The organism is Streptococcus sp. CF8_St5-17, assembly GCF_024295665.1.
In the GTDB taxonomy this organism is placed as follows: Bacteria; Bacillota; Bacilli; order Lactobacillales; family Streptococcaceae; genus Streptococcus.
Window position 1 is genome coordinate 70,098 of record NZ_JANCOU010000006.1, and the last position, 18,791, is coordinate 88,888.

At 40.3% G+C, this 18,791-nt stretch carries 20 protein-coding genes; 3 read left to right on the forward strand and 17 right to left on the reverse strand.

What is annotated here, in order from left to right; all coding sequences use genetic code 11:
- The gene (locus tag NMM19_RS06140; protein WP_254730608.1) at window positions 1–966 is read left to right on the forward strand and encodes an aromatic acid exporter family protein; all 966 of its coding nucleotides are present in this window, start codon (window positions 1–3) and stop codon (window positions 964–966) included.
- A 128-nt stretch (window positions 967–1,094) separates the two neighbouring features.
- Here the strand turns inward: NMM19_RS06140 and NMM19_RS06145 are convergent, their stop codons facing one another.
- The 3 genes from NMM19_RS06145 to typA all read right to left on the reverse strand — a co-directional run bounded on the left by NMM19_RS06145 (window position 1,095) and on the right by typA (window position 8,495).
- The gene (locus tag NMM19_RS06145) at window positions 1,095–6,191 is read right to left on the reverse strand and encodes a ZmpA/ZmpB/ZmpC family metallo-endopeptidase (RefSeq protein WP_254730610.1); all 5,097 of its coding nucleotides are present in this window, start codon (window positions 6,189–6,191) and stop codon (window positions 1,095–1,097) included.
- Window positions 6,192–6,388: 197 nt separating this feature from the next.
- Entirely contained in the window at window positions 6,389–6,634 is a 246-nt protein-coding gene (locus tag NMM19_RS06150) for a DUF3165 family protein (RefSeq protein WP_178894672.1), read from the reverse strand.
- Window positions 6,635–6,653: 19 nt separating this feature from the next.
- The gene (gene typA / locus NMM19_RS06155; RefSeq protein WP_178894671.1) at window positions 6,654–8,495 is read right to left on the reverse strand and encodes a translational GTPase TypA; all 1,842 of its coding nucleotides are present in this window, start codon (window positions 8,493–8,495) and stop codon (window positions 6,654–6,656) included.
- A gap of 159 nt (window positions 8,496–8,654) precedes the next feature.
- Between typA and NMM19_RS06160 the strand changes: the two genes are divergently transcribed.
- A complete protein-coding gene (locus NMM19_RS06160) occupies window positions 8,655–9,380 on the forward strand; it encodes a 16S rRNA pseudouridine(516) synthase (protein WP_178894670.1) in 726 nt (241 codons plus the stop codon).
- A 34-nt stretch (window positions 9,381–9,414) separates the two neighbouring features.
- Here NMM19_RS06160 and NMM19_RS06165 read toward each other — a convergent pair whose 3' ends face one another.
- From NMM19_RS06165 to NMM19_RS06205, 9 genes are all read right to left on the reverse strand, one after another.
- Window positions 9,415–9,660 carry a hypothetical protein gene (locus NMM19_RS06165; RefSeq protein ID WP_178894669.1) on the reverse strand — a complete coding sequence of 82 codons (246 nt, stop codon included), beginning with the start codon at window positions 9,658–9,660 and terminating at the stop codon, window positions 9,415–9,417.
- Between the two features lie 190 nt (window positions 9,661–9,850).
- Window positions 9,851–10,078 carry a DUF4190 domain-containing protein gene (locus NMM19_RS06170; protein WP_178894668.1) on the reverse strand — a complete coding sequence of 76 codons (228 nt, stop codon included), beginning with the start codon at window positions 10,076–10,078 and terminating at the stop codon, window positions 9,851–9,853.
- Window positions 10,079–10,274: 196 nt separating this feature from the next.
- The gene (locus NMM19_RS06175) at window positions 10,275–10,502 is read right to left on the reverse strand and encodes a hypothetical protein (RefSeq protein ID WP_006149827.1); all 228 of its coding nucleotides are present in this window, start codon (window positions 10,500–10,502) and stop codon (window positions 10,275–10,277) included.
- Window positions 10,503–10,592: 90 nt separating this feature from the next.
- Window positions 10,593–10,973 carry a rhodanese-like domain-containing protein gene (locus tag NMM19_RS06180; protein WP_006149793.1) on the reverse strand — a complete coding sequence of 127 codons (381 nt, stop codon included), beginning with the start codon at window positions 10,971–10,973 and terminating at the stop codon, window positions 10,593–10,595.
- 5 nt (window positions 10,974–10,978) lie between these two features.
- Window positions 10,979–11,203 carry a YqgQ family protein gene (locus tag NMM19_RS06185; protein ID WP_178894667.1) on the reverse strand — a complete coding sequence of 75 codons (225 nt, stop codon included), beginning with the start codon at window positions 11,201–11,203 and terminating at the stop codon, window positions 10,979–10,981.
- Between the two features lie 58 nt (window positions 11,204–11,261).
- Window positions 11,262–11,723: an ECF transporter S component gene (locus NMM19_RS06190; RefSeq protein WP_178894666.1), complete on the reverse strand. Its 462-nt coding sequence runs from the start codon at window positions 11,721–11,723 to the stop codon at window positions 11,262–11,264.
- Window positions 11,701–12,474 (reverse strand): bifunctional hydroxymethylpyrimidine kinase/phosphomethylpyrimidine kinase, encoded by a 774-nt coding sequence (locus NMM19_RS06195; protein ID WP_178894665.1) that lies wholly within the window; start codon window positions 12,472–12,474, stop codon window positions 11,701–11,703. Before NMM19_RS06195 ends, NMM19_RS06190 begins: the two co-directional genes overlap by 23 nt.
- Window positions 12,464–13,213: a tRNA pseudouridine(38-40) synthase TruA gene (gene truA, locus NMM19_RS06200; protein WP_178894664.1), complete on the reverse strand. Its 750-nt coding sequence runs from the start codon at window positions 13,211–13,213 to the stop codon at window positions 12,464–12,466. Before truA ends, NMM19_RS06195 begins: the two co-directional genes overlap by 11 nt.
- 85 nt (window positions 13,214–13,298) lie before the next feature.
- Window positions 13,299–13,754 (reverse strand): N-acetyltransferase, encoded by a 456-nt coding sequence (locus NMM19_RS06205; RefSeq protein WP_178894663.1) that lies wholly within the window; start codon window positions 13,752–13,754, stop codon window positions 13,299–13,301.
- A gap of 70 nt (window positions 13,755–13,824) precedes the next feature.
- On the opposite strand from NMM19_RS06205, the gene NMM19_RS06210 reads away from it, so the two are divergent.
- Window positions 13,825–14,487 carry an A24 family peptidase gene (locus NMM19_RS06210; protein ID WP_178894662.1) on the forward strand — a complete coding sequence of 221 codons (663 nt, stop codon included), beginning with the start codon at window positions 13,825–13,827 and terminating at the stop codon, window positions 14,485–14,487.
- Here the strand turns inward: NMM19_RS06210 and trpA are convergent.
- Genes trpA through trpD form a run of 5 tightly spaced genes read right to left on the reverse strand, consistent with a single transcriptional unit; the run spans window position 14,456 to window position 18,786 of the window.
- A complete protein-coding gene (gene trpA / locus NMM19_RS06215) occupies window positions 14,456–15,238 on the reverse strand; it encodes a tryptophan synthase subunit alpha (RefSeq protein ID WP_178894661.1) in 783 nt (260 codons plus the stop codon). The genes NMM19_RS06210 and trpA overlap by 32 nt on opposite strands.
- Window positions 15,231–16,454: a tryptophan synthase subunit beta gene (gene trpB, locus NMM19_RS06220; RefSeq protein ID WP_254730612.1), complete on the reverse strand. Its 1,224-nt coding sequence runs from the start codon at window positions 16,452–16,454 to the stop codon at window positions 15,231–15,233. Before trpB ends, trpA begins: the two co-directional genes overlap by 8 nt.
- Window positions 16,432–17,031: a phosphoribosylanthranilate isomerase gene (locus NMM19_RS06225; RefSeq protein WP_254730613.1), complete on the reverse strand. Its 600-nt coding sequence runs from the start codon at window positions 17,029–17,031 to the stop codon at window positions 16,432–16,434. Before NMM19_RS06225 ends, trpB begins: the two co-directional genes overlap by 23 nt.
- Window positions 17,018–17,785, reverse strand: coding sequence for an indole-3-glycerol phosphate synthase TrpC (trpC, locus tag NMM19_RS06230; RefSeq protein ID WP_254730616.1), 768 nt, complete (start codon window positions 17,783–17,785; stop codon window positions 17,018–17,020). Before trpC ends, NMM19_RS06225 begins: the two co-directional genes overlap by 14 nt.
- A complete protein-coding gene (gene trpD, locus NMM19_RS06235; RefSeq protein WP_254730619.1) occupies window positions 17,782–18,786 on the reverse strand; it encodes an anthranilate phosphoribosyltransferase in 1,005 nt (334 codons plus the stop codon). Before trpD ends, trpC begins: the two co-directional genes overlap by 4 nt.
- Window positions 18,787–18,791: the final 5 nt, after the last annotated feature.

Genomic DNA, 18,791 nt, shown 5'->3' on the forward strand with positions numbered 1-18,791 from the left:
ATGTCTATCACACAACGTACTTTAAAATTAGTCCTGGCAACCTGTTTTGCCTGTTTTCTAGCATACTTTTTTGATTTGTCGTCAGCTGTATCAGCTGGTATCATTGCTATCTTGAGTCTTTCTGATACTCGAAGAAGCACGATCAAGCTAGCCCGCAATCGTCTCTTTTCAACTCTTCTAGCTCTCTTAGTTGGTGTTATAGCTTTCCAACTGACTGGCTATCATATCTGGAGCTTTGGACTTTACTTAGCAATCTATGTTCCTCTAGCCTATAAACTCGGTTGGGAAATTGGGATTACTCCTAGTAGCGTCCTGGTCAGCCATCTCTTAATCCAACAAACAACATCACCAACACTTTTACTGAATGAGCTCTTACTCTTCCTAATCGGTACTGGTTTTGCACTTCTGGTCAATCTCTACATGCCTTCACGTGAAAAAGACATTCAACATTATCATACTCTTGTTGAAGAAAAACTCAGAGATGTTCTTCTACGGCTTTCTTACTATCTGAAAAGAGGAGATGGCCGTAATCAGGCTCAACTTGTAAATGAACTTGATCAACTACTTGAGGATGCTCTTAAGTTGGTTTATCTCGATCACTCTGACCATCTCTTTCACCAGACAGATTATCATATCCACTACTTTGAGATGCGGCAAAGACAAACGCGTATCTTGAGAAATATGGCTCAACAGATTAACACATGCCAACTAGCCGCTAGCGAGAGTTTGATTGTCGCTCAGCTCTTTTCAAAAACAGCTAGCCAACTAAGTCAAACCAATCCAGCCTACGACTTATTGAATGATATCGAGAGCTACCTACAGGTATTTCGCAATCGTAGCCTTCCGAAAACTAGAGAAGAGTTTGAGACACGGGCGACTCTCTTGCAACTCTTCCGTGAATTAGAACACTTTATCCAGATAAAAGTCGACTTCTACCAGCGATATTCAAAAAACAAAAAGAGATAATTGTACAGATAAAAAACACCTTTCGGACTGTAGAGACTTGCAGTCCGAAAGGTGTTTTTCTTGTCTTATTAAGTACTCAAAACTACTTAGAAAAATGATTCTGATCCGGTTGAAATTTATCTCAGCTATCAAGATTTATAAATCGATTCTTTAAATTCATTTGATTCCTTAAGATAAGCTTTGTAAATGGCTTTTTTCAACTTCTGTACCGGAGTTTCAATAAAGCGATATTGTTTCGCACTTGTGTTACCAGCTTTAATCTCAGCAAGTTCTTCTTTTACCGCTTCTGCCATTAACTGCTTCATTCTTTCTGGGCTAGCAATCACTTCCTTCTTGCCTTTGTAGTCAATCGTTATCGGTTTTAACTTGTTCAGGTTATTGATTCGTTCATTGACTTGTTCTTTCTTAAATTGAGCATAGCTTTTTCCAGCTAAAATCTTATCAAAGATATATTTGTCCGACAATGGACGATTGGCTTTCTCAGCATCTTTCTTGTATTGATTCGACACATAAGGGACGAAACCTTCGTAGTAACCAAGTCCTGCCATTAACTCAAAGGCTTGTTTTCTAAAGCTAATATCACCACTCATTCCTTTATCATTTTGATTAACACCATAAATCGTATCAAACATATCGACCGTGTAATAGCCATTGGCATCTACTTTCCCAGTTGCTGTTAGCCCTTTAATAATATAGCGATTTACCACGATATGATTATCAATCAAACTATTGATGTCCGTCAACTTACTTGCGTCTACCTCCGTCAAAGCCTTAATTTCCTCACTCTGATGAGTCGGTTGGACAGATGGATTGTCGTAAGAAACTGGAGTTCTAGAACCTGAAGTTGGACTTGGCAAGAGCTGTTTGAAGTAGATTGCTTTTTCAGCTGCTGACAATCCTCGACTAGCCTCAGCTTCCAAATAATCTAAACTATAAAGTACATCAAAACTACCATGCATGTATTCTTTCAAATCTGCAGCAGATTTAAAGCGGTCCGGTTTCTTATTGTAGAAACTATCTTTCTTACTTTCATCAAAGACAAAATTCAAGTTAAAGTAGGTATCAGTTTCAGGTGTATAAGAATTTTCAAAGATTCCACGAGCATAGAACTCTGCTCCCGTACCATCTCGTCGTCCATGGTTGTTAAAGAGTACTGTACGATCCAACAAGTGAGTCATTTCATGAGAGTAGGTTGCTGAACCACGATCATCTAAAACTCTATCAATAAAGTAACGCACACCAGAACCATTGGCTTCAGCTCCAACGGTTTGAGACGGAGAATACATACCTAACGGAGACATAAAGTCCTTGACTCCTTTATCAGCCTCTGGACCAAACTCCTTAGACCAAGTTTCCTTGATACCTGCATTTTGCTTGTTAGTATACTTTTTCATAGTATCCACAATCAAACGGTTGGTTATCAGTTTTGTTTGGTTCTCTTTTTTAGTAATTCTGTACAGGGAATCAACATAAGCTGCCTGACGATCCGCTGTTAACTCAACCAGAGCCCTCGTCTTTTCTAAATCAGCCTTGTATTGGGCAGGGTTACGTTTAGCAAGTGAAGAATCGATGTAGGTTCCGATATTTCCATAAGAAACAGTTGCCATATTTGTAATAACATAAATGCTTGGTTCTTTTATATTGACCAGACCTAAAAGAGTTGCCATATTATACTGTTTATGATTTACAACTTGTTGTGGCTCAGCCCCATACTTGACAGGATCAGAGGTCAATTTTGTATATAGAGCAACGTTTTCGTCAGGCTTCTCTTTTGATTTTTTCTCTATAACAATGGCCTTTGTAGCATCCTTCAACCAAGTATCACCATCCATATCTGTAAAGGTAGTCCGGTTGTAGTCAAGGAAGTCTTTCAATGTTCCTTTGTCAGTAATCTTCTCAAAATACTTTTCATAGGTATTAGGACTATTGACCAACTTCATCTCACTATAGTTCATGGAACCTAGATGTTTCAACCAATCTAAGGAAGTAACTTTTTTACCAAAAGAGCTTGGATTAAAGGCTAGAATATCGCGAATATTGGTCTTACCAAAATCAATATTGTAAAAACGATTGATATAAGTTAGACCTAAAAGAATTTTTTCTTTATTTGCTTCTAGTTCACTTTGGACTTTTGCCCTAGAATCTGGAGTATTTCCTAGTATGCTAAGGGTATGAGAAGCAATCTTTTTTAGATCTGAATCTAAGTTATTCTTTGTTTGTTCAAAAGTATCTTTAATCGATAATCTTTCAAGGTATTCTTTGCGCAGGACTTCTTTGACTTCTTCATCAGTGATAGCTGGATTTGTCTTTTTGAGTTCAATCTTCTTACTAATCACGTCACGCCCAAGGATGCTTGGTTTCAGAGCATTCACTAAGTATGTGTTAGTAAATAAATCTATCCCTTTCATATCTCGGCTTACTCGATTTGTATCAATCGCATTTTCTAGATCCTTGTTATCTGGGAGGAGATGTGGTTTATTTTCTTTGGTTCCTACCAGGATTACCTTCGGTTTCATAGCTTTCGTCTCAGCACTAGTTTCTTTATACGACAGTAATGCCCCAGTGTGAGTGTTCACTTCATAAACTCGAGTAGCCGTCAACTCTCCTGCTTGACCTGGGCTCTCAATTTTTTCAGTATCCTTGTCAAGTGATGGATCCTTTCGACGTTCTTCCTTGATCGGAATTGGAGTCACAATCTTTTCGACATTCCCAACTTTAATAACCTTATCAATTGGGGCCGTGGTTTGCTTCTGTTTATCTTTTTCAGTTACAAGACCTGACTGACTGTCAACTTTGTAACTAGTCATCGTTTTCTCACTACCTTCCTTCCCTGGAACAGACACTTTTTGCGTCTGGTAAGGTAGTGTAGAGTCTGCTTCAAAAACCGTCTTATTTGCAATAACCTTCGTTTCGATACTTGGTTTTATTCCTACAAGAATAATTTCATCTACCTTCTCAACCAAGGTTTTTGTAGTACTAGACTCTTTGATTGCACCGCTGACATTATCTCTCGTATAGTTTGTAGTCGTTTCTAGCTTTCCATTAACGCCAGAAACTTTTGTTTTTCGGGTCCCAACTGCTAGAGTTTCATCTGCTTGGTAGATAATTTTATAAGGAACCGTTTGGGTTTCAATTTTTGGTTGGGGGAGTGGGAGAAGCTCTTTTTTTGTCCCGATAGCAATGATTTCCGGAATGGCTTCTGTCGTTAAAGTATTCGAAATAATCTTACGTTTTTCCTGACCATTAAGCGTGCTAACTTCGGTTAGGATGGTACGTTTCCCGTTGACACCTGCTTGAATTAGTTTAACTTGGTCTTCTGCCATATTCGGATCTTCTTGACGAATGGTCTTAAATGGAACCACCTCTGTTGTTACTTCCAATTCTGGTTTCACTTCTACTAAACTTGGACTACCTTCTTGCGGAATAGCTGTCGCTTCCACCTTGCTACCAACTGCAATAATTTCTGAAACTGGTTCTTGAGTCACAGTATTTGATTTGACTTGACGACTCTCCTTACCATCAACCCTTGTAACTTCTGTTAGAATCGTACGTTGCCCAACCACACCTGCTTGGATTATACGAGTCTCACCTTTTAGTAAATCCGGATCCTCTTGATGAAGAGTATTATAAGGTATCTCTTCTGTACTAGTTTCCAACTCTGGCTTCACTTCTACTAAACTTGGACTACCTTCTTGCGGAATAGCTGTCGCTTCCACCTTGCTACCAACTGCAATAATTTCTGAAACTGGTTCTTGAGTCACAGTATTTGAGCGAACTTCACGACTCTCCTTACCATCAACCCTTGTAACTTCTGTTAGAATCGTACGTTGCCCAACCACACCTGCTTGGATTATACGAGTTTCACCTTTTAATAAATCTGGGTCCTCTTGATGAAGAGTATTATAAGGTATCTCTTCTGTACTAGTTTCCAACTCAGGTTTCACTTCTACTAAATTTGGACTACCTTCTAGAGGAATTGATGTGGATTCCACCTTGCTACCAACTGCGATAATTTCTGAAACTGGTTCTTGAGTCACAGTATTTGAGCGAACTTCACGACTCTCCTTACCATCAACCCTTGTAACTTCTGTTAAGATGGTACGTTCTCCTACTACTCCTGCCTGGATAACTCGAGTTTGACCCTTAGGCAAATCTGGATCTTCTTGATAGAGTCGATCAAAATGAACTGACTCTGTGCTTGTTTCTAGCTCTGGTTTCACTTCCACCAAGCTTGGAGAACCTTCTAGAGGAATTGATGTGGATTCTACCTTAGTACCGACTGCAATAATTTCTGAAACTGGTTCTTGAGTCACAGTGTTTGAGCGAACTTCACGACTCTCCTTACCATTACCCCTTGTAACCTCTGTTAAGATGGTACGTTCTCCTGCGACTCCTGCTTGGATAACTTGCGTTTGTCCCTTCGGTAAGTTTGGATCTTCCTGACGAATGGTATCAAAAGGAATGGATTCCTTGCTAATTTCCAATTCCGGTTTCACCTCTACTAGACTTGGTTGACCCTGAGGAGGGATTGATGTAGACTCTTCAGAAGATGGTCGGCTTGGAGTTGCTGGAGTTTCAATTATACCTAGATGACTTGGAATTACAGCTTGTTCAAGCAGACTTCCCTGAGTCGTTTTTGAAGGTGTGACTAGGCTTTGAGATATCTCTTCATTGCATCTTACAAAATAGTAACCCGTAAATTCATAACCTTCAATCTTTTCAGGTCTTGGCAAAAACTCCCCTTCTACCGTTTTAACGAGGGCTGGACGAAGCTCTACTAAGTTTTCTAGGGCAGAGACTGAGACTGCTGTTCCCCCAACTGCCAAAACTGTCACTAGAAAAAGACTTCTACCTTTTTTCTTCTTGATTAACGTTAACGAAACCAAAAGAATTCCCATTCCTAGTACTGGCACTAAAGGATTAGAAAAGAGTCCCGTATTGGGTAAGCTTGCAGCTGATTTACGATAAACGAAGTAATAGTCCTTACCTTCTTCTAGCTCGATTGTATTATCTTCAAACCACCGCAATTCTTCCTTTATTGCTTCAGGTAAATCTTTATCCTCAACATAATGAGAAACTAATTGTGGCTGTCTCTCCTGAGCTCCTACGATTTCAATCGGTGAGGCCGCAAAAAACAAACTCGTTCCTAATAAAACAGAACAAGTTCCTATTGCATATTTTCTTAAAGAAAAACGTTGCTTTTCCTTAAATAAATGTCGGTTCATATCAAACTCCAATCTTGTAACCGTTTTCTTTTATTGTATCAAAAAACTTACTTCTATTCAAAAGATATGAAAAATAAATGAAATCGCCTCTTACCTAGTTATCTCGTGAAAACAAAAAGCAAAACCAGCATGAATCTGATTTTGCTTCAATCATTTTACATTTTGACTCTAATGGTGTAGAGGAATGAGGTTAAATCCTATCTCTTTTTAACCGATATTAAGGAAATATCTCTCAAACTAAAGTAAGTAAGAGCTAGCATCCCCAATGTTATATAGATTTCTGCTGGAAGTTGGAAAATCTGCAGGGCAGACAAGAGCAACAAGATTACGAGGGCAACAAGTCCAAAGACTAATATTACAACATTGACCGTCCCCTTGATACTTTGGGGTGTCGCAAATAAATAGAGTAGTAATAAGAGTATCCCTATGATTAAGTAGACCATCTTTATCTCTTTCTAGCCTTTATTCAGCTGATTTTTTCTTTTTATTTGCTTTCTCACGCTCTGCCTTATTGAGGATTTGCTTACGCAAACGGATAGATTCAGGCGTTACTTCCATGTACTCATCGTCGTTCAAGAACTCAAGTGATTCTTCAAGTGTCAAGATACGAGGAGTTTTGATAACCGCTGTTTGGTCCTTGGTAGCTGAACGAACGTTAGTCATTTGTTTTGCTTTCGTGATATTAACAGTCAAGTCATTTTCACGAGAGTTTTCACCGATGATCATTCCTTCGTAAACCTCAGTACCTGGGTTAACAAAGATAGTACCACGTTCTTCGATAGACATGATTGAGTAGGTTGTTGCCTTTCCAGCATCGATAGAAACAAGAGCACCACGGTGACGTCCACCAATTTCCCCTGGAATCAATGGCAAGTATTGGTCGAAGGTATGGTTCATGATCCCGTAACCACGAGTCATTGACAAGAACTCAGTTGAGTATCCAATCAAACCACGCGCAGGAACTAGGAAGACCAAACGAGTTTGACCATTACCTGTTGCAATCATATCCAACATTTCACCCTTACGTTCAGAAAGGCTTTGGATAACAGAACCTTGGTATTCTTCTGGTGTGTCGATCTGCACGCGCTCAAATGGCTCACACTTCACACCATCAATTTCTTTGACGATAACTTCTGGACGAGACACTTGAAGCTCATAACCTTCACGACGCATAGTCTCGATAAGGATTGACAAGTGCAATTCCCCACGTCCTGAAACCGTCCATTTATCTGGTGAGTCTGTTGGGTCTACACGAAGAGATACGTCTGTTTGCAACTCAGCTTGAAGGCGCTCTTCAACCTTACGAGAAGTCACCCATTTTCCTTCACGACCAGCAAAAGGTGAGTTGTTAACCAAGAAGGTCATTTGAAGAGTAGGTTCGTCGATGTGAAGAACTGGAAGAGCTTCAACTGCATCTGTTGGAGTGATTGTTTCCCCAACGAAGATGTCTTCCATACCTGATACGGCAATCAAATCACCAGCCTTAGCTTCTTGGATTTCACGACGTTCCAAACCAAAGAAACCAAAGAGTTTTGTAACACGGAAGTTTTTGGTTGTTCCGTCAAGTTTAGAAAGGGTAACTTGGTCCCCAACCTTGACTGTACCACGGAAGACACGTCCGATACCAATACGTCCTACGAAGTCATTGTAGTCAAGAAGTGACACTTGGAATTGAAGAGGCTCATCAGAGTTATCAACCGGAGCTGGAATGTGGTCGATAATGGTGTCGAAGATTGGCGCCATAGTCTTTTCTTGGTCTGCTGGATCATCTGACAATGAAGATGTTCCGTTGATCGCTGAAGCATAGACTACTGGGAAGTCAAGCTGATCATCATCTGCACCAAGTTCGATGAAAAGTTCCAAAACTTCATCCACTACTTCTGCTGGACGAGCTGATGGCTTATCGATTTTGTTAACTACAACGATAGGCACAAGGTCTTGTTCCAAGGCTTTTTTCAATACGAAACGAGTCTGTGGCATGGTTCCTTCGTAAGCATCTACGACCAAAACAACACCGTCAACCATTTTCATGATACGTTCTACTTCTCCACCGAAGTCCGCGTGTCCTGGTGTGTCCATGATATTGATACGAGTTCCGTTGTAAGCAACTGCTGTATTCTTCGCAAGGATGGTAATTCCACGCTCTTTTTCAATATCATTTGAGTCCATTGCACGCTCAGCCAATTCTGTACGTGCGTCAAGAGTTTCAGATTGTTTCAACAATTCGTCAACGAGGGTTGTTTTTCCGTGGTCGACGTGGGCGATAATCGCGATATTACGGATATCTTCTCTTAATTTTGTCATGATTTCCTCTATTTATTTCAAATTTATTTTCTAACTGAACGATTATACCACAATTTTAAGCAAATGGCATAACTCAAGTAAGTGTAAATGTTTTCAAAAGAAAATTCATTCCTTCTCTTTTCTTTTCAAAAATCCTGACTTGTGATAAGATAGGCTGGTATGCGTTTAGATAATTTATTAGCCCAGGAAAAAATCAGTCGAAAAGCCATGAAACAGGCTCTTATCAAAAAAGAAATCTTAATAGATGGAGTTCCTGCTACTTCCCTTGCACAGAATGTTGATACGGGATTACAAGAGTTGATTTTTCAGGGTATAAAAATCCAAGGATATGAGCACACCTATCTCATGCTTCACAAACCAAATGGTGTCGTGACAGCAAGCAAGGACAAGAAGCTCCCAACGGTTATGGACTTACTACCTCAACACCTCCAGTCGGCTCAGCTTTACGCAATTGGTCGATTGGATAGAGATACGACAGGGTTGCTCCTCCTAACAGATAATGGCCCTCTAGGTTTTCAACTTCTCCACCCTCAATATCATGTCGATAAAACTTATCAAGTTGAGGTGAACGGCTTGCTCACACCAGATCACATCCAGCAGTTCAAAAATGGGATTGTCTTTCTTGATGGAACTGTCTGTAAACCTGCTCAGCTTGAGATTCTATCTTCAAGCCCTAGTCTCAGCCGAGCCACCATCACCATCTCTGAAGGGAAATTTCATCAGATCAAAAAAATGTTCCTCTCAGTCGGTGTCAAGGTCACTGCCCTAAAAAGAGTTCAGTTCGGGGATTTTACATTAGATCCTGACCTAGCAGAAGGTCAATGCCGGCCCTTGAATCAAGAGGAATTGAAAATCATTAAAAACTACTTAAAGAAAAGTGAATAAAACAAAAAAGCTTTAAAAATAAAGCTTTTTTGTTTTAATGAATTCCCGAAAGTTGTGAGATAAGTACGATACAGATAAGTGCAGAAATCACAATCCCTAACACAATCCCTAAAATAGAGAGAATTTTTTCTGTCTTATAGTCTAGTCCAGACTCTTTTTGATATGAATTAGCCAAGACCAAACCAAAAACACCCAAAAAAATACTTAAAACTGGAAATCCAAATGCAAATATGATAGATAGGATACTCAAAACAAGTGATGCTTTTTTCTTTTCTTGCATGCTCTAAAATCTCCTTAAACTTATTACGCAATCATTATACCATACAAACCGGCTTTATCTATTAGGTAACACGTTTTAGAACTTTGAAAACCTGTCCCTGAGCTAGAAAGAATTAGAATTGATTAAAAACCACTTAACGAAAAATGAGTAAAACAAAAAAGCTTTAAAGATAAAGCTTTTTTAATCTTCTTTAACTCATATGTAAGAAAATTCCAATTATCCAGTTAAGAGCAGAAAGTACAATACCTACAATAGATACAATTCTCTCTGTTTTATAGTCTAATCCAGATTCTTTTTGAAGTTCGTTAGCAAATAAAAAACCAACGATACCTAAACCAATACCTCCCAATGGAAATAACAAACTAAGAATGATAGATAGGATACCCACTATAAGTGGATTTTTCTTCTTTTCTTCCATTTTTCAATAAACTCCTTAAATTTTTTACACATTCATTATATCATAAAAACCGGCTTTATCTATTAGTAACAAGTTTTAGAACTATGAAAACCTGTCCCTGAGCCAGAAATAATTAAAGATGATTAAAAACCACTTAACGAAAAGTGGATAAAACAAAAAAGCTTTAAAAATAAAGCTTTTTTTGTTAGAATCCTGATTAGTGCATCATCAAAATGACTCCTGCAATCCAGTTAAGGACTGAAATGACAATCCCTACAATATTGAGGATTTTTTCTGTTTTATAATTTAGTCCAGATTGATTTTGATGTGAATTACCCAAAACAAGACCAATAATACCCAAAATCAAACCAACGATTGGAGATAGCAAACCAAGGACGATAGATAGGATACCTAAAACAAGCGATGCTTTTTTCTTTTCTTGCATAATAAAAACTCCTTAAAATTCATATTACTATTATACCATAAAAAGTCGGATTTCTATATTAAACATATGTGACAAGTTTTTTTCACATTGTTAATTAGATTTCACCTTCCCAGTCCAAGAATCCAATCCATAAGAGAGAATATAGATTTCTGAGAAACCTTGTTTTTTCAAGAAAAGCGCTGCATTTGTGACACGCTGCGCACGTTGGTTCTCATAAAGAAGGACAGGTTTATCCTTACGAAGCGCTGCAAGACTTGTCTTCAATTGATTTGAAGGGATATTACGAGCTCCAAGGATATGTTTTCTGTGAAAGTCAGCAGGATCACGTAAGTCAATTAACTGACCTGTACGAATCAAAGACTCAAACTCTGCATTGTCTACAATTTTCGCTGCACGACGAATGCGAAGATAGTTGTATCCCATCCATGCTAACATTGCTACGACAAGTCCCCACAAAACCCAAGTTACCATAATACTTAATCTCCATTTTTCTCTAAATAGTCTAATTCTATCTTGTGCTCTCTGCGAAGAACTGCCTCTGCTTCTAAATAATCCAGCTTATCCATCAAGCCTGCATCATAGATTCGAGATAGTTCAATCTTCATCAGCTCAATATCATAGAGACGTTTCCCCATGTAGACAATGATACCGAACTGTTTGAGAAATTGTTGCACATCGTAGAGTGTTTTCATAACTTTCATTTTAGCAAATAATCAGAGTTTTTTCAATAGTTCCTGCAGAGGATTCCCTTTTTCACGATTATCTGAATCTCTTTACACTATGACAAAGAAGAAATCCTAAAGTCATTCCAACGATATTTTGCAGGAGATTTGGGATGATTTCTGGTATGGCTGCTCCCCAACCATTCATCCAAGCCGATGCAAAAGCGTAACCTGCCACCATGATGATAGTTGCAAAAACTAATCCTAACCACTGCCATTTCCCTTTAACACCTGCCAAATATCCCTGCGAACCATGGAAAATCAAGCTGAAGAACATCCACTGAGGATAACCTGAAATGAGGTCAATTAAGAATCCTGCTAAACCTCCGACAATGGCTCCTTCACGACTGCCAAAGTAAAAGGCTGTAAAGAAGACACCGACGTCCAAAAGTGTAAAAATTCCAGTTGGTGTCGGAATTTTAATAAAATAACCTAATACAACCGAACTGGCTGCTAAGACGGATACTAGGGCGATTTTAGTTGTTTTGGTTTGCTTCATATTGTCTCACTCCATATTGATCTGCTTGTTCAATAGCTCGGTAAACAAAGGCCTTGGAACTTTCAATTGCTGGTAAGAGCTCCTCTCCCTTGACTAACTGGCTGGCAATACTTGATGCAAAGGTACATCCTGCACCAGCATTTTGTCCTTGGATGACTGGATTTTCAAGGATCGTGAAATTCTCTCCATCATAAAAGACATCCACAGCCTTATCCTGACTGAGGCGATTTCCACCCTTGATAATCACTGCTGGTGCACCCAAATCATGTAGTTTTTTGGCTACAGCCTTCATATCTTCTAAAGTTTCAATCTTTTGGTCTGCAAGCAATTCTGCCTCAGGAAGATTCGGAGTAATCACAGATACATAAGGGAAAAAGCGAATCAACTCTTGACAGAGCTCACTGACTGCAACGTCGTGCGTTTCCTTACAAACCAATACAGGGTCCAAGACTACTGGAACTCCTTCACGTTCCTTGATAAAATTCAAGGCTTTCTCAGCAACACCGACCGTTGGTAATAGACCTATCTTAATCCCTCCAAAGTCTACGCTCTTGAGACTATCTAGCTGTTGTTGGAAAATAGTCTCATCTGTCGGAAAGACCTCAAATCCATTCTCTGTCAAAGCGGTCAAGCAGGTCATGGCCACAAAACCATGCAAACCATTCAAAGTATAGGTCGCAAGGTCAGCGGCTAGTCCCCCACCACTAAAAATATCATTTCCTGAAAGTGCTAAAATACGATTATTCTTCATAACGAATCTCCTTCAAATATAAACCATTGGGTGCTGCAGTTGGACCTGCCAACTGTCTGTCTTTTTTCTCCAAAATCAGGTCAATCTGCTCAATAGGCATACGATTGTTGCCAATTTTCAGCAGGGTTCCAACCATATTACGGATTTGCTTATACAAGAAGCCATTGCCTGAGAAGGTAAAGGTCAAAAACTGACCGGTTTCATCCACCCTAAGGCTAGCTTCCGTGATCGTTCTTACCTTGTCCTCCACGCTAGTTCCTGATGCTGTAAAACCAGTAAAGTCATGTGTCCCCTCTAGTTTTTTTACAGCTTCTTGCATCCGCTCCACATCGAGTGGATAGGGATAATGAGTCGCATAATGGCGACGCATGGGATTTTTAGGACGTCCTCTATCCACGATAAACTCGTAGGTCTTGCTATGCTTAGCATAACGGCAATGAAAATCATCGGCCACAATCTCAATCGAAATCACATCGATATCTTCAGGACTTTGGGTATCGAGAGCAAAACGAAGTTTTTCCTCATCCATCTGATAGGGAAGATCAAAGTGGATGACCTGACCTAATGCATGAACACCACTATCCGTTCGCCCAGCGCCATGAATGGCAATGGCTTGTCCTTTATTTAATTTGGTTAAAGTTTTTTCAATTTCCTCTTGGACACTACGCGCGTGAGGTTGTCGCTGAAAACCAGCAAAAGCGTAGCCATCATAGGAAATTACAGCTTTATATCTAGTCATGTATCTATTTTATCAAGAAAATTTCTCTGCAACAAGTTTGAGAATTAAAAATTGTAAGGGGACAGTTTTGGGTGTCATCTAGTTCTTACCTAGATTTTCTCATTATGTATTTTCGTTCTGGAATTTCAATGGTTTGAACAATTTCAAATCCCTCTTTGTGGTAGAGATTTTTGGCTCTTTGATTTGACTCAAAAACCGTTAGGGAAATACTTTCTATTTCTTCATTTTCAAACATTTCTTGAACGAAGTCTTGGAAAGCTTTTCGACCTAATCCTTTTCCCTGCTTCTGTGGAGCTATGAGAAATCTTCCAATATGAAGATTTTTATCTTCTAGTTTGATTTTCTGGATGATGCCTACAAACTCTTCTCCAGCAAAAATGGAAAAAATCCCTTCCATCTTTTGCAAGGATTGGACAATCAAGGGATAAGAAATCTTTGGTCCCATCCATTGCTTCTGAAAACTTTCTCCCAAAGTATTAGACCACTGACAAATGAATTGGGCATTTTCTAACTGAAGTCCTTTTTCAAAGTGAATTTTCATATTTGCTCCTAAAACTTCTCCTACATCCAACTATTATACTCTTTCTCTTATTTTTTACGAATAAATAAGTATGATTCATCTTTACTTTTTTCTTGTTGGAACGATTCTTGCTTCCTTTCTAGGCTTGGTCATTGATCGCTTCCCTGAACAATCCATCGTCTTTCCTGCTAGTCACTGTGATTCTTGTCAGACTCGCTTGAGACCACTAGATTTGATTCCGATTGTGTCCCAGATATTCAATCGCTTTCGCTGTCGCTATTGCAAGGTACGATATCCTTTCTGGTATGCTTTCTTTGAGTTAGGCTCGGGACTGTTCTTTTTAGCTTTTTCTTGGGAATTTCTAACCTTGAATCAAGTCATCCTAATCACTGCTGGCTTAACTTTAGGAATTTATGACCTTCGTCATCAAGAATATCCCTTGCTAGTCTGGCTGACTTTCCACCTAGTCCTCATGGTATGCTGTGGTTGGAATCTAATCATGGCTTTCTTCCTAGTTCTTGGAATCATTTCCCATGTTATTGATATTCGCATTGGGGCAGGTGATTTTCTTTTTCTGGCCTCTTGTGCACTCGTATTTACACTTACAGAACTTCTAATTTTAATTCAATTTGCTTCCACTACTGGCATTCTAGCCTTTCTCCTACTAAAGAAAAAGGAAAGACTTCCTTTTGTGCCCTTCCTCTTGCTTGCTACTTGTGTGATTATTTTTGGGAAGCTACTGCTTCTCGGATAAAGTCAGCGATTTCTGCTACTTGTCCTTCATGCAGAGCCTTAACAATCTTGGAACCGACGATGACGCCGTCTGATACTGCATTAAATCGTTCTACATCATCCTCGGTGGATACACCAAATCCTGTCAAAACTGGAATGTCAGCCACTTGATGAAGTTGAGACAAGTGCTTGTCCAAATCAGATCGGTAATTTCCTGATTTCCCTGTTACCCCATTGATAGCAACGGCATAGACAAATCCTTCTGACCCTTCAATGAGTTCCTTTTGACGCTCAATTCCTGTCGTCAAGCTGACAAGTGGAATCAAGGCAAGGTCTGTATCCGCCAAAAAGGGCTCTACAAAGTTAGCGTGCTCATGAGGAAGGTCTGGGATAATCAAACCTTTAACAGCTGTATCTGCTAAATCTTTAACCAATTTCTCAACACCATACTGAAAGAGGGGGTTAAAGTAGGTCATGATGACAAGCGGAATTTCTGTTTCAATGGTTTTCAAAGTTTCAACCAAAGCCTGGGTAGAGGTTCCGCGAGCTAGACTGCGCAAGCCTGCTTCTTCGATAACAGGACCATCTGCAACAGGGTCTGAAAAGGGAACTCCCACTTCAATGGCAGAAACACCCAAGTCTTCTAAAAAGTGAATTGTTTCACCGAGACCAGCCAAACCTTTTTCATGGTCTCCAGCCATGATATAGGGAACGAAAATTCCCTTTCCTGCTGCTTTAATTGCATTCAATTTTTCTGTTAGTGTCTTAGGCATGAGCTTCTCCCTTCTTTGCTGCGTCTGCTTCCAAGCGGTCTTTAACTTGAACTACATCCTTGTCTCCGCGACCTGATAGACAGACAATCATAGACTTGTCTGGACCAAGTTCTTTGGCTAATTTCACCGCAAAGGCGATAGCGTGACTAGATTCCAAAGCTGGGATAATCCCTTCCACACGAGACAAGAGTTGGAAGCCTTCCAAGGCTTCCTCATCTGTCACAGGAACATAGGTCGCACGCTTGACATCGTGGTAATGAGAATGTTCTGGACCGATACCTGGGTAGTCCAAACCTGCTGAGATAGAGAAGGCTTCTAAGATTTGTCCATGGGCATCTTGGAGAACATCCATGAGAGAACCGTGAAGAACTCCTGGGCGACCCTTGGTCAAGGTAGCTGCGTGATGCTCTGTATCCACACCAAGTCCTGCCGCTTCAGCTCCATACATAGCTACAGATTCATCTTCCACAAATGGATGGAAGAGACCGATAGCATTCGAACCTCCACCAACACAGGCTACTAGGGCATCTGGCAAATCTTGCCCTGTCAAGTCACGGTACTGTTGTTTAGCTTCTCGACCGATAACACTTTGAAAATCACGCACAATTTCTGGAAAAGGATGAGGCCCCAAGGCAGAACCAAGGATATAGTGGGTATCATCGATGTTGGCTACCCAAGAACGAAGGGCTGCATTGACTGCATCCTTGAGCACGCGCGAACCATCTGTCACTGCCTCTACCTTAGCTCCTAAAAGCTCCATGCGGAAAACATTGAGGGCTTGGCGTTTGACATCTTCCTCACCCATGTAGATAGTACATTCCATGTTGAAGAGTGCTGCAGCTGTTGCAGTTGCCACACCGTGTTGACCAGCACCTGTCTCAGCGATAATTTTCTTCTTGCCCATGCGTTTAGCCAGTAAAACTTGTCCTAAGGCATTGTTAATCTTGTGGGCACCTGTATGGTTGAGGTCTTCACGTTTAAGATAAATCTTGGCTCCGCCAATATGCTGGGTCAAGTTTTTTGCGTAGTAAAGAGGAGTTTCACGACCTACATACTGGCGCAAAAGTTGGTTTAACTCCTCTTGGAAACTTGGATCTGCCTGACTTTCACGATAAGCCTCTTCTAATTCCAATACTGCTGTCATCAATGTTTCTGGGACAAAACGTCCACCGAATTTCCCGTAAAATCCATCTTTATTTGGTTCTTGATATGCCATTCTTTACCCTCTCTATAAATCTTCTAATCTTTTCATGATCTTTTTGTCCGTCTGTTTCTACTCCGCTTGACACATCTACTGCAAAGGGAGTAAAGTGTTGAATAGCTTCTTCTACATTATCCTCATTGAGCCCACCTGCGATGAAGAAAGGCTGAGATAGTTCTGTCGTATCCAGTTGCTCCCAATCAAAGGTCTGACCACTTCCTGCCACAGGTGCATCAAAGAGGAGATAGTCTGCCTGAGAATTGGGCACATGGCCATTCCCATCAACTTGTACAGCTTGAATACTGCCACAAGGCAAATTTTCAAATAGTTTTTCTACTACCTGACCGTGAACTTGTACAAAGTCCAAACCAACTTTGTCTACCGCTTCTAACAGTTCTGTCCGACTGGGTGAAACAAATACTCCAACCTTTTGAATATGGCTAGGAATAATCTCAGCCAGCTCTATGGCTTGTTCTACGGTCACCTGTCTTTTGCTAGGAGCAAAGACAAAACCAATGTAGTCTGCTCCAGCCGACACAGCTGTTTTTACCGCTTCTTTGGTCGATAGTCCACAAATCTTAACCTTTGTCAATCTGCAACTCCTTGATTCTCTGGGCTACATCTTCTGCTTGCATGAGGGCTGTTCCTACTAAAATTCCGTTAAAGTAGGGTGCAACACGTTTTGCATCCTCCTCTTTAAAAATGGCAGATTCAGAAATATACAAGCAATCGTCCTTGAAGTGTTTGGCCAAGTCTACACTGGTCTGTAAGTCTACTTCAAAGGTTGTTAAATTACGATTGTTGACACCAATAATTTGAGCGCCAAGACGGTGAGCAGCTTCTAGTTCAGCCAGATTATGAGTTTCCACCAAAACTTCTAGTCCAAGCTCTGTCGCATAGTCATACAGTTCCTTGAGCCGTTCTTCTGATAAAGCCGCTACGATGAGTAAGATAACTGTCGCACCTGCATTGCGAGCACGGATGATTTGCTTTTCATCGATGATAAAATCCTTGTTCAGCGTCGGAATCTCTACCTGACTGGAAATCTCACGAAGATAATCCAAATGACCTTTGAAGAAAACTTCGTCTGTCAGAACAGAAATCATAACAGCGCCGTTAGCCTCGTAAGCCTGGGCCTGTTGAACGATATCCACATCCAGATTGATATCACCCATACTTGGACTCGCCTTCTTGACCTCTGCAATAATTTGCAGACGTTCTTGATGGTTTTTCAAATATTCAGCCAAACGATAGCTTTCTCGCAAGGGCTGAAGTTCCTCTCGTTCCATCTTTTCAACTTCACGCGCCTTCTGCTCTAGAATACGTGATAAAAATTCCTGACTCATTTTTGGTACTCCTGTAATAGTCTAAGTTTTTCAAGAGCCTTACCACTGGCAATCACTTGACGTGCCAATTCAACTCCGTCCTTGATACTGTCTGCTTTACCATTGGCATAAAAACCAAGGCCAGCATTTAAGACTGTTGTTTCCAAGAATGGACTTGGTTCGTTATTAAGAACGCTAACAAGAATGGCTGCATTCTCATGAGCATTACCACCACGAATGTCCTCAATGGCAATGCGTTCCATTCCCAAATCTTCTGGAGTAAAGGTTGACAAAGTGATTTCTCCATTTTCAAGAAGGGCAATGCTGGTAGTACCATTCAAACCAGCTTCATCTAATCCTTCTGGACCAGCTACTACGATAGCACGTTTGCGACCCATGTTTTTCAAAACCTGAGCAGTACTTTCCAGAAGTTCAAGACGACTGATTCCTAGAAGCTGTGTTTCCAAGACCATTGGGTGAATGAGTGGACCTGTCAAATTCATGATGGTTGGAATTCCCAATTCCAAGCGTGCCGGCATGATATATTTCATAGCTGGGTGCATGTTTTTGGCAAAGAGAAAGACAATTCCTGTTTGATCAAATACTTTACCTAATTGTGCTGGCTTGAGGTCAATATTGATTCCCAAAGCTTGCAAGACATCTGCTGAACCAGATTTAGAAGAAATAGAGCGATTTCCATGTTTAGCCATGTGGATGCCACCACCTGCCAAGACAAAGGCTGCAGTTGTAGAAATGTTGAAGCTAAATGACTTATCTCCACCTGTACCACAGTTATCCATAGCATCTTGAATGTTGGTTGGAATGTGTTGAGCATGTCCTCTCATAACTTGGGCGAGGGCTGTTCTTTCCTCAGGTGTTTCTCCCTTCATCTTAAGGGCTAACAGTAGAGAAGCGATTTGTGCTTCTGTCACTCGCCCTGTCACGATGCGTTCGATCACATCCGTCATTTCAACACCTGATAGATCTTCAAAGTTCGCTAATTTTTCAATAATTTCTTTCATTTTGT

Coding starts and splice junctions, on each gene's coding strand:
- NMM19_RS06140 (WP_254730608.1), top strand. CDS start 1: ATGTCTATCACACAACGTACTTTAAAATTAGTCCTGGCAACCTGTTTT.
- NMM19_RS06145 (WP_254730610.1), bottom strand. CDS start 6,191: ATGAACCGACATTTATTTAAGGAAAAGCAACGTTTTTCTTTAAGAAAA.
- NMM19_RS06150 (WP_178894672.1), bottom strand. CDS start 6,634: ATGGTCTACTTAATCATAGGGATACTCTTATTACTACTCTATTTATTT.
- typA (WP_178894671.1), bottom strand. CDS start 8,495: ATGACAAAATTAAGAGAAGATATCCGTAATATCGCGATTATCGCCCAC.
- NMM19_RS06160 (WP_178894670.1), top strand. CDS start 8,655: ATGCGTTTAGATAATTTATTAGCCCAGGAAAAAATCAGTCGAAAAGCC.
- NMM19_RS06165 (WP_178894669.1), bottom strand. CDS start 9,660: ATGCAAGAAAAGAAAAAAGCATCACTTGTTTTGAGTATCCTATCTATC.
- NMM19_RS06170 (WP_178894668.1), bottom strand. CDS start 10,078: ATGGAAGAAAAGAAGAAAAATCCACTTATAGTGGGTATCCTATCTATC.
- NMM19_RS06175 (WP_006149827.1), bottom strand. CDS start 10,502: ATGCAAGAAAAGAAAAAAGCATCGCTTGTTTTAGGTATCCTATCTATC.
- NMM19_RS06180 (WP_006149793.1), bottom strand. CDS start 10,973: ATGGTAACTTGGGTTTTGTGGGGACTTGTCGTAGCAATGTTAGCATGG.
- NMM19_RS06185 (WP_178894667.1), bottom strand. CDS start 11,203: ATGAAAGTTATGAAAACACTCTACGATGTGCAACAATTTCTCAAACAG.
- NMM19_RS06190 (WP_178894666.1), bottom strand. CDS start 11,723: ATGAAGCAAACCAAAACAACTAAAATCGCCCTAGTATCCGTCTTAGCA.
- NMM19_RS06195 (WP_178894665.1), bottom strand. CDS start 12,474: ATGAAGAATAATCGTATTTTAGCACTTTCAGGAAATGATATTTTTAGT.
- truA (WP_178894664.1), bottom strand. CDS start 13,213: ATGACTAGATATAAAGCTGTAATTTCCTATGATGGCTACGCTTTTGCT.
- NMM19_RS06205 (WP_178894663.1), bottom strand. CDS start 13,754: ATGAAAATTCACTTTGAAAAAGGACTTCAGTTAGAAAATGCCCAATTC.
- NMM19_RS06210 (WP_178894662.1), top strand. CDS start 13,825: ATGATTCATCTTTACTTTTTTCTTGTTGGAACGATTCTTGCTTCCTTT.
- trpA (WP_178894661.1), bottom strand. CDS start 15,238: ATGCCTAAGACACTAACAGAAAAATTGAATGCAATTAAAGCAGCAGGA.
- trpB (WP_254730612.1), bottom strand. CDS start 16,454: ATGGCATATCAAGAACCAAATAAAGATGGATTTTACGGGAAATTCGGT.
- trpC (WP_254730616.1), bottom strand. CDS start 17,785: ATGAGTCAGGAATTTTTATCACGTATTCTAGAGCAGAAGGCGCGTGAA.
- trpD (WP_254730619.1), bottom strand. CDS start 18,786: ATGAAAGAAATTATTGAAAAATTAGCGAACTTTGAAGATCTATCAGGT.